Below are 13,710 nucleotides of genomic sequence, written 5' to 3'. Positions count from 1 at the left end.
AACCAATGAAGGCATTTCTAGTTAGCTTTTTGGTGTGTGCTGTAGCCGGTGGACAAGGCTGCGCGAAAGAGATTTTTTCTGCCAGAGGCGAATTTGCGCTATCGAGGCGTGCAAATCCGGAATGGCGAGTCACGGAAACTGATAAGGGATTATTAGTCGAATATACCGACCGAATGAAAGAAAAGCACTCGACCTTTCTCGTGGGTTCAGCCGCCGATTCGCTTCGCGCCCTTTTAACAAAGCTTACCTTTACACAGGCAGACGCAGATTTTCTGCGCAAAACTTCGATGACGCAGCCAGCAAAGAAGAATGGTGAAGAGTCGATTATGATACGACCCTTCGACGGTGTGACATATTATTTTGTCTTTCACTCTGCGGCCGGCACTAGGGAGGCATGGATCGATAATCCAAGCTTTGATTTGGAGAATAACTCTCATGCCGAGCAGCGCGGCCGCTTAAAAGCGGTGCTGGATTTTCTCGATATAATTGAGCGACAAGCGAAGGGCGAAAAAGAGAGCAACCAGAAGCCAGTGTCTACCCCATCAACCGCCCCGTGATTACTTTTATGTCATCATTCCTAGTGCTCCCAAAAACGCTCCCACTTTGCGCCCGCAAGGGGACATTTCCTGTCGCGGGCTGGCGCACCGTGTCGCAACCGCAATTTCTTGCAACGTCCCTAACCCCGTATACTTAAGCCCAACATCACTCTGCGAGTGACCGCTGGAAAATGGTCGGGCTGGTGAGATTCGAACTTACCAACGCCGTTCCATAAACGGAGAGGACTCATCCGATTAGGAGAGTCCCAAAATGCACTGTGTCCAGAATCGTGTCCATAAACGTGTCCAAAACTGCCTCGCGAGGATCGTTGCCCCGGCTGCGGCACCTTCCCCGCTACCCTGCACGGGGGTGACCGTCCCGGCCTGTTTTAGCTGCCTTGGCCGGGCCAATTCAAAAATTGGAGGGAATCCCCCCTCCGTGTCCGCTGTCGCGAATTGTCGCGTCCTACGGAGCCGCTGCCTTGTCTACTATGGGACAACGCCGCCAATCCGCACTATTGGCCGCCGGAGGCGGCCAGTAGCGCGCAGCGCGACCGCTAACCTTGTATACTATGGAACAACGCCCTCAAATTCGCCCCGTTGGCTTCCGGCTTCGAACAGTCGAGGATTGACGGCAAGCGACACGTGCGGACAATTCCCGACCTCACCGCCAAAATACTCTAGGAGGTCAGCGCCTGCCCGAAATGTCCGGACTAAGCAGTGTCGCCCCTCAAATATATTTTTAGCCGGACATGGCGGAAACTGGTTGGCTGATTCTTGCTGCACTTCCGCGGCACGTCCTCGGCTGGCCGTTTCCAGGAATGAAAAAGCCATGTCCACTGAAACTCCCTCGGAGGTTCCTCACCTCCTCACGCTCAGGCAAGCCGCGCAACGCCTGACCATTTGCCGTCGCACGCTCGAACGATTGATCGCTGCCGGTCAATTCCCACGACCAGTCAAAATTGGCCGGTCAACCCGCGTCCCTGAATCTGATGTTCTAGCCTACTTGGCGAAAATCATCGGCCTACGGGGTGCGTCATGATCTGCCACGTATTCAAACGAGGGCGGCTCTACTGGGGGAAGCTGCAACTGGACAGTGACCCCCGGCTTTCCCGTGTGTCTCTCGGCACCACCGACAAACGCGTTGCCCAGTCCAAGCTCTGGGAAATCGCCAAGGAACGAGAAATGGAGGCGATGGGTATGCTTCCCCCTCAATGCACGCGGGAGGCTGCCAAACGGTCGCTCGCTGAACTGCTAACGGCCTACCTCGAGGACTTGCAGGCCAAAGGCCGGGCCGGGACTACGGTAGTCAAATACAGGGTCATCCTGCGAAAGCTTTTCGAACGTTGCCACTGGTGTCTCCTGGCTGATGTCACCACCAGGTCATTCTGTGAATGGCGGGCACGTAGCGAACTCAGTGCAAAAACGCTCAACGACCTGTTGGCGGCGATGGCAACTTTTCTGCACTGGCTGGAGCACCAGCGCTACACTGTGGAAAGTCCCCTTAAGCACGTCCAACGCATCGACACCCGGGGCCGTGGTCAACAATACCGGCGCGCATTGTCCACTGATGAGCTAAGGCGACTACTTGAGGTCGCACCTCCGCACCGGCGGATTGTTTACCTGACGGCTGTTTTCACAGGCCTACGTAGAAACGAAATGAAACTCCTGCGTTGGGCTGATCTGGAACTGGACGGCGCGTCGCAATTCATTCGAGTCAGGGCCAGCACGACAAAAAATCGAAAGTCAGCCGTCCTACCCTTGCACCCTGAACTTGCTGCAGCGTTGCGGGAATTTCGTCCAGTGGATGCCGCTCCTTTTGCGCCAGTGTTCACGCAACATCTGCCGAGGATCACAACACTTCGTCGTGACTTGGTCTGTGCCAGCGTGCCGTTCCTCGACGAACAAAGCCGCCGCGTTGACCTTCATTCTTTGCGAATGACCTACGGCACAAATCTGACACTCTCAGGAGCCGCTCCGCGAGTAGTGCAAGAGCTCATGCGTCACAGCGACATCAAGCTAACGATGAAGATCTACACGGACGCACAACAGCTACCGCTTGCGCAGGCCATCGCTTGCTTGCCGTGGCAGCAAAAAAGGAATCTCGAACAACACGGCTGAAAAACCTCAACTCAGACGGAAAATCTTAGTTTTATCTCAGAAATTTTTGGGCAAGAACGGCACGTAAAAATCCGCGACATCAACGATTTAAGACATGCCGTCGTAAAAAATGAGCCACCCAGTCCCACGTAAAATAGTTGGGAGAAATTACTGCTTGTCCGTCCCCTACTTATGGCCTTTTTGAGCCACAACTTTCTAACCAAAAAATTTGCCCTCGTAGCTCAATGGATAGAGCACCGGTCCGCTAAACTGGAGGTTCTGGGTCCGAATCCCAGCGAGGGCACTCCCTGCTAGGAAACTTTTTGAGCTACGAGGGAGGCTCAACCAATGCAGACCCGATAGGCTCAGCAAGGTGATTTTGTCATGACAAAAGGAAAGGTGTAAAAGACGCGCGGGCAGAGCCATTTCGACTCCATTCGCCTCACAAAAAACGGCAATTTTCGAGTAAAACGCCGCATTTTCGTCGAACTTCGTTTATCAGTCACTTCATGGAGTCACGGCAGGAAAAACAGGTGCGAAGTCTTAAGCGTCTCATCATCGCAGGGACCACGCTTAACGACATTATGCAGACGACTGCGGCTCTTAAGAATATAGACGCGCACGGGCCGCATGGGCCTGTCTACTATATGGCCTTCTCAGGTATAGCAGTCGCTTACTGCCGAATCTTTGACGAAACAAACTACGGGCTGGGGTCCATCGGCAAGAAATACGAAAAATTTCCAGACGACTCTGAGCACGCAAACACTCATGCAGATCTTCTCGAGGGAAGAAGGACTGCCTTCGCCCACTATTCACCCGCACAAGCCGCGAATCTGCTTCGTAACGCGAAGGACATACAAGACCACCAGAAAGTGGAGATGATCGTGAACCTGGGAGGCGATGTTGGGTTCAGGGCAAAGATAATTTTGTGGAAAACAAAAAACCTTCGGAAAATTTATGACCTGTGCGCGTTCCAAGATGAAAGAATACGTAGCGACGCTAAGAAATTAGTTGAGCATTTAGGCGGTGATAAGGTTTACGCGCCCGGCACATATACGATCGGAGAATCATTCCCCTAACAGTCTTGCTGCGCAGAACATGTGTCCAAAAACGTGTCCACGCCCGGGTCTTTTCGGGTCGTAGGTGGCCGCAACGTGTCGCGCCAGTGCACAGCAACCTAATCTTGCAAGCTACTGAGGACTGCGCTCTAAGTCGCATACTGACGGCATAAGTCCTCTCCTGCCGTCAGGGGAAAATGGTCGGGCTGGTGAGATTCGAACGTCCCCAGCCCGTTCAGCAAAGAGGTGACATAACAATGAAAAGCAAATGTCACCATCGGTTGAACACACAGATCGCACACAACGCGCACACAAACGCGGGGGGCTGGGGGTGGAATCCACCCCCAGAAAGGACGCCATAGGCGTCCGTAGCACGCCGGAGAGGACAGACCCTCGCCCGCGTCTTGGCGTCCGCTGTGCCGGCCTAGCCGCGAACGGGTTAGCCGGCAACGCCGCCCCTCAAAGCGGTTCGGCTGTTCGGGTCTCGGGCGCGCGAGCTATCAGCAACTCATGGCACCGGGCCGGACGGGATGCGGCGCGCAGCGCCGCGACCGCCGGCCCCTTGGTATTCGGGCCATATCATATAATCTGTGGCCCAATGTCGCAATGAGTCACAAGCGACAGACACCCAAGACGGCCCCGATACATCCCCCGCTGCTCACCCTCGAGCAGGTGGCATTGGGACTTGGACTATCCACCCGCACGATTGAACGCGCCGTGAAGCGTGGTCTTTTCCCTGAGCCGCTACGCATCGGAGCCTCGCTACGGTGGCAATGCGACGCCCCGCTGATCTATCTCCGGAATAAGAAACGCGCTAGAGACCTAGCAGGCGAATTATCACAGGAAAGGCTAGAGGCATACTATGCCAACCGGCTGGAAGCGCAGAGGCTCGCCCGGGAGCGTCGTAAACTGCTTTTGCTGTTTTTGGTGCGACCAGACTTGACAGGGCGTAACAGATAGAACACTTGGTAACACATGAAACGAAAGCAATCCATCCCTACCCCCGCTCAGTTGCTCGCCAAGGCTAACGCTCTACCCCGTGGCGTAACCCTGAGCGATTACCTCCAAGTCATGTGGACCCTCAAGCGGGAGAAAGGCATGTCGCTCCGCGAAATCGCCGCGTGGCTCAGCGTGCAGCTGGGCGTCACGGTCACCCATATGCAGGTGTATCGCGCCATGGAGGCTTCCCTGCCCCCGCCAGAGCATTTTTCGCGGGTGGAGGATGTCGTCGCCAACGAGGACAAGCGGGCCGAACTGGATGAGGAGGCGAAGAAATGAAAACGCCGACGCCCGAAGATCAACCGGCCCTCCTGACCTTGGACGAGACCGCACGCCGTTTATCGGTCTGCCGGCGCACCTTGGAGCGCGAAATGGCGGCAGGGCGCTTCCCGCTCGCTGTGCGGATTGGGCGGGCTCGTCGCGTCCCTCTTACTGCCCTTGAGGAATACCTTAAACGCCTGCTCGGTCCAGATACGGCATCATGATTTGTCACGTCTTCAAGCAACGTCGCCGGATTGATGGGGAGCTCACGGAAGCAGCCTCATGGTCTGGTCGCTTGAAGATGCCGTGGGAAACCTCGGTCAGCACCGTTGCCCTCAACACACCCGACAAGCGATTGGCGCTGTTCAAGCTGTCTCAGCTGGCCGAGGAACGGGAGAAAGAGCACAATGGCGTCCTTGCTCCTAAGCCGGTCAGGGAAGCAGCAGAACGGCCCCTACTCGACCTCCTGAGCGAATACCTGCAGGACGTTGAATCCCGGGGCCGCGCTATCACTACCGTTAAGAAATACCGCAAGATTCTGCGGAAGCTCTTTGCGCGGTGCCGGTGGCTCAAACTGCAGGACGTTACTGCCCGTTCATTTTGCCAATGGCGCAACCAATGCGGGCTGACGGGCAAGACCACCAACGATCTGCTCGCGTGTGCCACGACCTTCTTTGACTGGCTGGAAGGCCAACGGATGCTCACCGCCAATCCCCTGAAATACGTCAAGCGCACCGACACGAGGGGCCAGGCTCAATTTAGGCGAGCACTCAGCCAAACTGAGGTGGCAAATCTTCTCAGCCATGCCCCCCACTCCCGAGCCGTCGTCTATCTGGCCGCCATCTACACAGGATTGAGGCGAAAAGAGCTCAACAACCTCAAATGGGGCGACCTCCACCTGGACGCACCACAACCTTTCGTCCTGGCTCCCGCATCCATCACCAAAAACAAGAAGGATGCGCGGCTGCCCCTGCGTCCCGAAGTCGTCGAGGCCTTGCGGTCAATTCGTCCGGCCGATGCGTCGCCATTTCAATTTGTGTTCAACGGGCAGGTGCCACGCGTGAAGACGCTCCGCAAAGACCTGTCCCGGGCGGGCATCATCTTCATTGATGAGAGCGGGCGAAGGTTGGATTTTCATGCCCTCCGCAACACCTTCGGGACTCTCCTTGCGGTAAATCATGTGCCTCTTACTGACGCTGTTCACCTCATGCGGCACAGTGACCCAAAGCTTACGATGAAAATATACACCGATGCTTCGCAGCTTGCCCTGAGCGATTCGCTGGCCAAGCTCCCTTCCTTAGTGGTGTGTGTGGGCCAGCGCGCATCTTGAGTTTAGTTAATTCGGAAAAAACTCTAGTATATGCAGTATCCCATACCCAAATACCCTGACTCACTCCTCCTTGAAAAGCTCCGTAAGGTCGGAGATGCCTCTACTTCAAATGACTGGCGTGTGACATTCAATGGCGAGCAGGGTCAAGTATTCGTGCAAACTGCACGGAGCGGCACACAAGACCCATGGAGCACGAATGCTGTCGCGGCCTTAGTTGCCAGCAGCTCAGGCTACAGCGGAAACCACATATCACTTTGGGCTGATGGATCCGAGCTGTGCAGCATCTCCCGAAGTGCAGCGCAGCCCTTTGACCTGATTAATGTCCAGCAGGGCCAGTTCGGAAATGATCATGCCCGCTACATCAAAATTAGTGGCTTTGTGGGTGGCGAATTTGGCAACGCAGGATTTAATCGTCCACTTCCGACTGACCTATCAACAGAGCTCGGCTTTTTTGTCGAAAAACGCGACCAAGGACTAGCGAGGCTCGAAGAACTGTACGGAAGATTTACTAACCAAATACTTCAGGACAGGACACGGCTCGAAAACGAGCTTCACTCGAAATACGATTCAAAGGAGAAAATTCTGTCCTCTGACTTCGAAGCAAAGAGGGCTAGCTTAGCCGAAAAAGAAAACGCGCTAGATGAAAAGGTGAAGTCGTTTGAAACGAAAGAGGCTCGATACGTGGCAAGGCAAGAACAGCAAAAACAAATCACTCAAATCGGCAAATGGCTTGATGGTTGGAGCGTCACCTCGGGCACCAGCGCCAAGCGCACGGCCATTCATTTCATCTATATCGTAGCTCTACTGGTTACGGCAGCCCTCGCAGGAATTTATGGTTACCAGAGCTACAGTCTCCTGAGTGGCGCAAAGGATATCGCTTCAGTGCCATGGTGGGAGTGGACCCTTCTCTCGCTGAAATCTATTATTCCTTTAATAGCGTTTACCACATTCTGCGTTTACTACATTCGTTGGATGAGCGTCTGGGCTCGGCTGCACGCGGAGGAGGACTTCCGGAACAGAAATCTTTTAGTCGATATAGGTAGAGCTGGCTGGCTTCTAGAGGCAGTGCGTGACGCACAAGACAACAACAAGCAGCTTCCTACTGAATTACTGCACGAGCTATCCAGGAATTTATTTTCACACACGCCAGCAAGTGACTCTGGTGCCTCACATCCTCAAACGATAGCGGAAATGTTTCCTCAACTGACTTCAATTCAGGTAAAAGCGCCTGATGGCACAGGATTCAAACTTGGAGGGAAAAAGTGAGCTTTAGTATATGATTGATTTACCCAACAAAGAGCCGAACGAGTTCCAAAAAAAGATAAACGTCCTTCGCGCCGATATTAAAACCCGGCTTCGCATTTGTGGTTACAAGATCCTAATAAAACAATCGAGCGACACGCAGCGAGAATCGGATTGGATGCTATTGGTGACCGGGGGCACACTAGCACTACTGGCATCCCACCTGAGGGACTTAATGGAACTATATACTGTTAGCGAGATTCAGATATCTCTCGGCGCGTTGTTGATCTCGGGTCTTTGCGGATTCATCGCAAATTCCTTTTGGTCGGCAATCAAGGTTCACATCTCGAAAGACTCTGAATTCGCCGATGATATCGAAGGTCCGATGAAGAAAGTTCTGGAGGAAGTAAAAAAAATAGCCATCGAAGCCGCTGAAGCGGGCACAAAAGTAGAATGGAATGTGGATGTTGAGGAGGTCGAATGGGCGATTCATCGACATCTGCCGGGATACACCAAATACCATAAAGATATTGAGACGAAGCTTCAGGAGAATCCCTTCGCCCGTTGGGACAAAGCGATTAAACAAACCAAGACGCATCGCCGATTGGTAGGAATTCAATTTGGGTTGGTTTTTGCCGCACTAGCGAGTCTGTTAATGAACCTAGGAACGGTAGCGCCAAGCAAGGCCTCACCTTTGGGAAATAGCACATCCCAACTAACAGCTCCTGCTGGACACAAATGATCCTCTGCACACAGAAAGCGCACGTCCTGTGTTCTTTTCAGATTACAAACATACAGCCTCATCACGCTCAGTCGCACTTTCAAAACAGCACCATTAATTAGGGCAACCGAGCACTTTCTAACCGTTAATATCCTCACATTTGTCCGCATGACTACAAGCGGGCTAATGAGATTCACACTCCACTTTATGCCTTTAGTTGAAATTTGGAAAAAAACACCGGACCAGCTCCGTGGAAAGGTTATAAACCAAGTGCTCGTATTTGCTGGCGATGGAAAACTTAAAGACGGCAATCACACCTCTGAGGAATTCCGCGAATACTTAGCCCATGTGAGCTCCAATGAGCTCAGTGCATATGCCATGCAATGCCTAGAGTCCCCATTCCAGGATAGCGGGCTGGCCCTACAAGACATCGTAAATCAGATAGGCAAGCGACTTGGATTCAAGATCGAGAATGGCCGTTATCGTGGAACCGCTGGGGAAATTGGATTTGACGGACTGTGGCATACTGAAAACGGAGTTACCATCCTCGTTGAGGTAAAAACCACCGATGCATATCGGCTCTCCCTTGATACTGCAGCTGACTACCGGAAAGAGCTCATTAAAGAAACCCGCTTATCAGAGGATAAATCGTCTATTCTCTACGTAGTTGGGCGTGAAGATACTGGCGGCCTTGAGGCACAGGTCCGCGGCTCGCGCTATGCCTGGGACATTAGAATTATCAGTGTGGAGGCTCTTCTCCGACTGCTCCGAATCAAGGAAGAGACAGAGAATCAGCAAACCCTGCATCGCATTCGCGAAATATTAACCCCGCAGGAATTCACCCGCGTAGATGGGATCATAGACCTGGTGTTCACGGCCACTAAAGACGCGAAACCTGATGAAGAAATCCCAGAGGCTGAACCACAAGAAGACAAAAAGAAGGGCAAGAAATTCACGCCCGTCAATTTCCGGGCCGCTTGCGTAGACCGGCTCCAAAAGCACTTCAAAGAGACGTTGGTAAAGCAATCACCGGCATTACATGCGACACCTGATGGCTCCATGGGTGTATACGTGGCTATATCACGAGAATTCGGATCGGGTGCCCAAACAGGCTATTGGTTTGCTTTCCACCCTTCTCAAAAATCCCAATTAGAAACATATAAGACCGCTTGGGTTACATTTGGATGTGGTTCCGAGCGAGACATCCTAAAGATTCCATTCAGCGAATTTTCAACCTGGTTAGCGACGTTCAATCAAACAGTCACCGAAGAAAAAGCTTATTGGCATGTCCATATTTCTCAGGACAACGGCAACTGGGAGATAACTCCGAAAAGCGGAAACAAAAAGATTTCCGTGACTAAATATCTGCTAAAAGGATGAATTCTACGGATCAGCTAAGCGGCATTATGGCTGGGGGCATCATGATGATGCTAGCCTCTGTTATTTTCGGAATCGGCATGTTAGGCTTCTGGCTCTTCGCGTTGATTCACTGCCTCACACATCGCCATGACAAAGACCGCATCGTGTGGGTTCTCGTAACGTTACTTGGCGGACCAATAGGTGCTGCCCTTTATTTTATGATCGGCCGGCAAAAGACTCCAAACCCACCTCAGATTGTTGCCCATGACTCTCCTCCCCCTGCCCTAGTACATGCTCAAGTCTCACAGACAAGTTTTGATCATTCGGCCATGCATGACGAAAAGCAGCGTGCTAAGTCGATCAGTGATGCCGTCTGGGGAGAGGCAAAATCCAGCCGGTCCAAAGGTCGTTAAAAATGCACACAGATCGCACACAAACAGGGTTCGTTTTCGGTCACCTCGTTACTTTTCTAGTCATCGTCAGTCGTTCTTGCAAAATTTCATAAGTGATCTGATACGTCGTCAGTAGTCACAAAAAAACGCACTAAGTCACCTCAGTGCGTTTTGGGGAAAATGGTCGGGCTGGTGAGATTCGAACTCACGACCTCTTGCACCCCATGCAAGCGCGCTACCAGGCTACGCTACAGCCCGATGATTCATCGGAAGGTGCAAGAAGGCTGATGCTCCGGCCCTAGGCAAGCCCTTTCCTTGGCTAAATAATCCGGGGATTTTGGCTACGGATTCAGGCCTTTGAATCCAGCTCAATCCACTTTCACAGGAGACCACAGAGAGAACAAAGGTGTGTTTTCATACCTCCTGCCTTGTCTCGGTTCCCTCCTGTGAAAATCAGCCTTGGGGGTGTTTATCCGTGCCTATCCGTGCAATCCGTGGCTTAGCTGACACTGACACCCTGTCCTCAAGGGGTTGACCTGCCCCTGTTCTACCCGGCAGCCTTAGCCATGCTGCGCCCTAGCCTTCGCTGGCTGCCCGTCGTCCTGTGGATGGGCTTCATTTTCTCGATGTCCACCAGCCTCGGGGCCAGCGAAAACACCGCGCGCTTCATCGGGCCGTTCCTGCACTGGCTGCTCCCCTATGCCGCCCCCGACACGATCGCGCACCTCCATTTCCTGATCCGCAAGGCCGGCCACCTCACCGAATACGCCATCCTCGCCCTGCTCCTGCGCCAGGCCATTGGCGGACGCGGAGCCAGGCCGTTTGTCCTGGCGCTGGTGATCGCCGCCGCCTACGCCGCGACCGATGAGTTCCACCAGAGCTTCGTGCCGGGCCGCACGGCCTCGGCGTGGGACGTGCTGATCGACACGGCCGGGGCGCTCGCCGCCCTCGCCCTGGCCGCCGGCTGGCGGAAAAGCCGGGGGGAGCCGGCCTGAAAAAATGCTGCAATCGGGCAAAAGAGCCTTCATCTAGCTGGCCGGATTTGTCCTCATAGCTCAGCTGGATAGAGCATCGGTTTTCTAAACCGACGGTCGCGTGTTCGAGTCACGCTGGGGACGCCACCCTTCGCTCCTGCGGAGCTTCAGCCGTCGCCAAGGCTTCCGCCGTCGCCTGGCCTATGGCGGACAAGATGGCTGACAGGCCGGGTGGCACGGCCATACTTCGCCCGCCTCCGGCTGCTCGGGCGCCACGTGGGCAAACCGTCCGCCGGTTCAGCCGGACCCTGCATGGCCGGCCGGAACAAAATGCGCTCGCGTGCGCCAAGCGCTTCCCCAATAAAATACGCGCCGGCCCCGGAGCTTGGCGCACACACCCGATCATGCCCGAGCCATTGCCCAAGGCGGTTTTCCTGAGCTATGCCCGCGAAGATACCGACGCCGCCCGGCAGATCGCCGAGGCGCTGCGCGCGGCCGGGATCGAGGTCTGGTTCGACCAGAGCGAACTGCGCGGCGGCGACCTCTGGGACCAGAAGATCCGCCGCCAGATCCGGGAATGCGCCCTGTTCATTCCGATCATCTCCGCCCAGACCCAGGCACGCGCGGAAGGCTATTTCCGCCGGGAATGGAAAATGGCGGTGGACCGCACGCACGACATGTCCGAGAGCCGGTCCTTCCTCGTGCCGGTGCTCGTGGATGACACCCCCGAGTCCGCCGCCGACGTGCCCGAGCAGTTCCTCCGGGCCCATTGCACACGTCTCCCGGACGGCCAGACCACCCCGGCGTTCGTCGGGCAGGTCCAGCGGCTGTTGCAGCCCGCTCGCTCCGCTGACGCGGCCGCAGCCAAACCCGCCGCCCGCGCGCCCCGGCCCGCCGCCGCGGCCGCCGGAAAATCCGCGTTTCCGCGCCGGACAGTCGTGCTGGGTGCCATTGCCGCCGCCTTCGTCGTGGGCGGCTATTTCTGGCTGAACCGCCCCGCCGTTTCCGTCGCTTCGCCGACGGTGGCGCCCCCACCCGCCCCGACGCCGGCGGCCACGAGCGACAAGTCCATCGCGGTGCTGCCATTCGTGGACATGTCGTCAGGCCATGACCAGGAATACATGTCCGACGGCCTGACGGAGGAACTGCTGGACCTGCTGGCCAAGACTCCGACCCTGCTCGTGACTTCGCGCAGTTCCGCCTTCTCCTTCAAGGGCCGGAACGTGGATATCCCGGAGATCGCCCGGCGCCTCCATGTCGCCCACGTCCTCGAGGGCTCGGTGCGCAAGTCCGGCAACAAGCTGCGCATCACCGCGCAGTTGATCGACGCCCGCACTGACACGCACCTGTGGTCGGAGACCTACGACCGGGACCTGACCGACATCTTCGCCGTGCAGGACGAGATCGCGACTGCCGTGGTGACGCAGCTGAAGCTCGCCCTGCTGGGCGCGCCGGCCAAGACGCGGAAAACCGATCCCCGGGCCTACGAGCTTTTCCTGCGCACCAGCGAGATTGCCCGCCAGGCCAAGGCCGACCGATCGCAACAGATGATCTCGCTGATGCAGCAGGCGCTCGCCATTGACCCGAACTATGCCGCGGCTTGGACCCGCCTGGCCGTCGCCTACGCCAATGAGGGGGCCGACGGCACCGGCAGTGTCCGCACGGTCGACGATGATTTCCGCCTCGCGCGCGAGGCGGCCAACAAGTCACTGGCGATCGACCCGGACTACGTGTGGACCTACCCGGCCCTCGCCAATATCGCGATGAACTACGACGGAGACGTGGCCGCCGCGGCCCGCTATCTGGAACACGCCCTCGCGCTGGAGCCCGCCAACGCCGGCCTGATGCTCTCCGCGGCCACCCTGGTCCAAAACCTCGGGCGGCTGGACCAGGCCGTCGCGCTCCGCGAATACAACATCGCCCGCGACCCGCTGAGTCCCTTCGCCCAGCTCAATCTGGGCATCACCTACCTCTATGCGGGACGCCCGGACGATGCCATTGCCGCCTGCCGCGCCTCGCTGGCCATCAGCCCCGGACGGGTCGTGGCGCACTACATCATCGGCCTGGCGTTGCTGGCCAAGCATGACCCGCAGGCCGCGCTGGCCGAGATGCAGCGGGAACCCGCGGAAGGCTGGCGGGACAACGGACTGCCCCTGGTCTATCACGCACTGGGGCGGAAGGCGGAATCTGACGCCGTGCTCGCCGCCTTCATTGCCAAATGGGAAAAGGGGTCGGCCTTCAATGTCGCCGGCATCCTGGCCTACCGCGGGGAAACCGACCGGGCCTTTGAGTGGCTGGAGAAAGCGGTGACCTACCGGGACACGGGCCTCTCCATCATCATGGTCGAGCCCCAGCTCGCCAGCCTGCATTCCGATCCGCGCTGGCTGCCGTTCCTCCGCAAGATCGGCAAGGCGCCCGAGCAGCTGGCCGCGATCAAGTTTGACGTGAAACTGCCGGGAAAGTGAGGCCGCGACCGGGGATTGCCGCCCTTTTACCTGCCGCGGGGCGGGGTGAAAATTTTGGTTTACTCCGGCGGGGGCGTCCTTCAATTAACCCGTTCCACTTTCGGGGCAGTAGCTCAGTTGATAGAGCGCGTCGTTCGCAACGACGAGGTCGTCGGTTTGATCCCGATCTGCTCCACCAGCCTTCGCTCGCTTGCGCGAGCTACGGCTCGGCAAGCCAATCAGTATCAAGAGGACAAACTCACGATACCTTAGGCGAAGGCTGCCGCGCCGAAG

Annotated in this window: 11 protein-coding genes and 4 tRNA genes; 14 read left to right on the top strand and 1 reads right to left on the bottom strand. The window is 56.2% G+C overall.

Annotated features, from left to right (window positions below; genetic code table 11):
- The first annotated feature begins 5 nt into the window (after window positions 1–5).
- The 10 genes from BLU29_RS18140 (at window position 6) to BLU29_RS13325 (ending at window position 10,019) form a co-directional block, all read left to right on the top strand.
- The gene (locus tag BLU29_RS18140) at window positions 6–557 is read left to right on the top strand and encodes a hypothetical protein (RefSeq protein WP_157693860.1); all 552 of its coding nucleotides are present in this window, start codon (window positions 6–8) and stop codon (window positions 555–557) included.
- A gap of 1,017 nt (window positions 558–1,574) precedes the next feature.
- Window positions 1,575–2,657: a tyrosine-type recombinase/integrase gene (locus tag BLU29_RS13365; protein WP_091058817.1), complete on the top strand. Its 1,083-nt coding sequence runs from the start codon at window positions 1,575–1,577 to the stop codon at window positions 2,655–2,657.
- Between the two features lie 210 nt (window positions 2,658–2,867).
- A tRNA-Ser gene (locus tag BLU29_RS13360) sits at window positions 2,868–2,940 on the top strand.
- A 205-nt stretch (window positions 2,941–3,145) separates the two neighbouring features.
- On the top strand, window positions 3,146–3,715 hold the full coding sequence (locus BLU29_RS13355; protein ID WP_091058815.1) for a hypothetical protein: 570 nt from the start codon (window positions 3,146–3,148) through the stop codon (window positions 3,713–3,715).
- Between the two features lie 1,050 nt (window positions 3,716–4,765).
- Entirely contained in the window at window positions 4,766–4,972 is a 207-nt protein-coding gene (locus tag BLU29_RS13350) for a hypothetical protein (RefSeq protein ID WP_091058812.1), read from the top strand.
- A 202-nt stretch (window positions 4,973–5,174) separates the two neighbouring features.
- Window positions 5,175–6,284, top strand: a complete 1,110-nt coding sequence (locus tag BLU29_RS13340) for a tyrosine-type recombinase/integrase (protein ID WP_091058805.1) — start codon at window positions 5,175–5,177, stop codon at window positions 6,282–6,284.
- Window positions 6,285–6,314: 30 nt separating this feature from the next.
- The gene (locus BLU29_RS18130; protein WP_157693858.1) at window positions 6,315–7,550 is read left to right on the top strand and encodes a hypothetical protein; all 1,236 of its coding nucleotides are present in this window, start codon (window positions 6,315–6,317) and stop codon (window positions 7,548–7,550) included.
- Between the two features lie 10 nt (window positions 7,551–7,560).
- Complete coding sequence (locus tag BLU29_RS18125) at window positions 7,561–8,268, top strand: hypothetical protein (protein WP_157693857.1); 708 nt, start codon at window positions 7,561–7,563, stop codon at window positions 8,266–8,268.
- A 186-nt stretch (window positions 8,269–8,454) separates the two neighbouring features.
- The gene (locus tag BLU29_RS18120; protein WP_172830266.1) at window positions 8,455–9,627 is read left to right on the top strand and encodes a hypothetical protein; all 1,173 of its coding nucleotides are present in this window, start codon (window positions 8,455–8,457) and stop codon (window positions 9,625–9,627) included.
- Window positions 9,624–10,019 (top strand): PLD nuclease N-terminal domain-containing protein, encoded by a 396-nt coding sequence (locus tag BLU29_RS13325; protein ID WP_091058799.1) that lies wholly within the window; start codon window positions 9,624–9,626, stop codon window positions 10,017–10,019. Before BLU29_RS18120 ends, BLU29_RS13325 begins: the two co-directional genes overlap by 4 nt.
- A 160-nt stretch (window positions 10,020–10,179) precedes the next feature.
- Here BLU29_RS13325 and BLU29_RS13320 read toward each other — a convergent pair.
- A tRNA-Pro gene (locus BLU29_RS13320) sits at window positions 10,180–10,256 on the bottom strand.
- 308 nt (window positions 10,257–10,564) lie between these two features.
- Here BLU29_RS13320 and BLU29_RS13315 point away from each other — a divergent pair.
- The 4 genes from BLU29_RS13315 (at window position 10,565) to BLU29_RS13300 (ending at window position 13,615) form a co-directional block, all read left to right on the top strand.
- Window positions 10,565–10,993 carry a VanZ family protein gene (locus BLU29_RS13315; RefSeq protein WP_091058796.1) on the top strand — a complete coding sequence of 143 codons (429 nt, stop codon included), beginning with the start codon at window positions 10,565–10,567 and terminating at the stop codon, window positions 10,991–10,993.
- Between the two features lie 49 nt (window positions 10,994–11,042).
- Window positions 11,043–11,119, top strand: a tRNA-Arg gene (locus BLU29_RS13310).
- A 257-nt stretch (window positions 11,120–11,376) separates the two neighbouring features.
- A complete protein-coding gene (locus BLU29_RS13305; protein ID WP_157693855.1) occupies window positions 11,377–13,437 on the top strand; it encodes a TIR domain-containing protein in 2,061 nt (686 codons plus the stop codon).
- A gap of 102 nt (window positions 13,438–13,539) precedes the next feature.
- Window positions 13,540–13,615, top strand: a tRNA-Ala gene (locus tag BLU29_RS13300).
- Window positions 13,616–13,710: the final 95 nt, after the last annotated feature.

Source organism: Opitutus sp. GAS368 (assembly GCF_900104925.1).
Taxonomy (GTDB): domain Bacteria; phylum Verrucomicrobiota; class Verrucomicrobiia; order Opitutales; family Opitutaceae; genus Lacunisphaera.
Note: the sequence above shows the minus strand (reverse complement) of the source record. Positions and strands in the feature narration are given on the sequence as shown.

What these genes read in the sequence shown, in the direction of transcription:
- BLU29_RS18140 (WP_157693860.1), top strand. Translation starts at nt 6, where the DNA reads ATGAAGGCATTTCTAGTTAGCTTTTTGGTGTGTGCTGTAGCCGGTGGA.
- BLU29_RS13365 (WP_091058817.1), top strand. Translation starts at nt 1,575, where the DNA reads ATGATCTGCCACGTATTCAAACGAGGGCGGCTCTACTGGGGGAAGCTG.
- BLU29_RS13355 (WP_091058815.1), top strand. Translation starts at nt 3,146, where the DNA reads ATGGAGTCACGGCAGGAAAAACAGGTGCGAAGTCTTAAGCGTCTCATC.
- BLU29_RS13350 (WP_091058812.1), top strand. Translation starts at nt 4,766, where the DNA reads ATGTGGACCCTCAAGCGGGAGAAAGGCATGTCGCTCCGCGAAATCGCC.
- BLU29_RS13340 (WP_091058805.1), top strand. Translation starts at nt 5,175, where the DNA reads ATGATTTGTCACGTCTTCAAGCAACGTCGCCGGATTGATGGGGAGCTC.
- BLU29_RS18130 (WP_157693858.1), top strand. Translation starts at nt 6,315, where the DNA reads ATGCAGTATCCCATACCCAAATACCCTGACTCACTCCTCCTTGAAAAG.
- BLU29_RS18125 (WP_157693857.1), top strand. Translation starts at nt 7,561, where the DNA reads ATGATTGATTTACCCAACAAAGAGCCGAACGAGTTCCAAAAAAAGATA.
- BLU29_RS18120 (WP_172830266.1), top strand. Translation starts at nt 8,455, where the DNA reads ATGCCTTTAGTTGAAATTTGGAAAAAAACACCGGACCAGCTCCGTGGA.
- BLU29_RS13325 (WP_091058799.1), top strand. Translation starts at nt 9,624, where the DNA reads ATGAATTCTACGGATCAGCTAAGCGGCATTATGGCTGGGGGCATCATG.
- BLU29_RS13315 (WP_091058796.1), top strand. Translation starts at nt 10,565, where the DNA reads ATGCTGCGCCCTAGCCTTCGCTGGCTGCCCGTCGTCCTGTGGATGGGC.
- BLU29_RS13305 (WP_157693855.1), top strand. Translation starts at nt 11,377, where the DNA reads ATGCCCGAGCCATTGCCCAAGGCGGTTTTCCTGAGCTATGCCCGCGAA.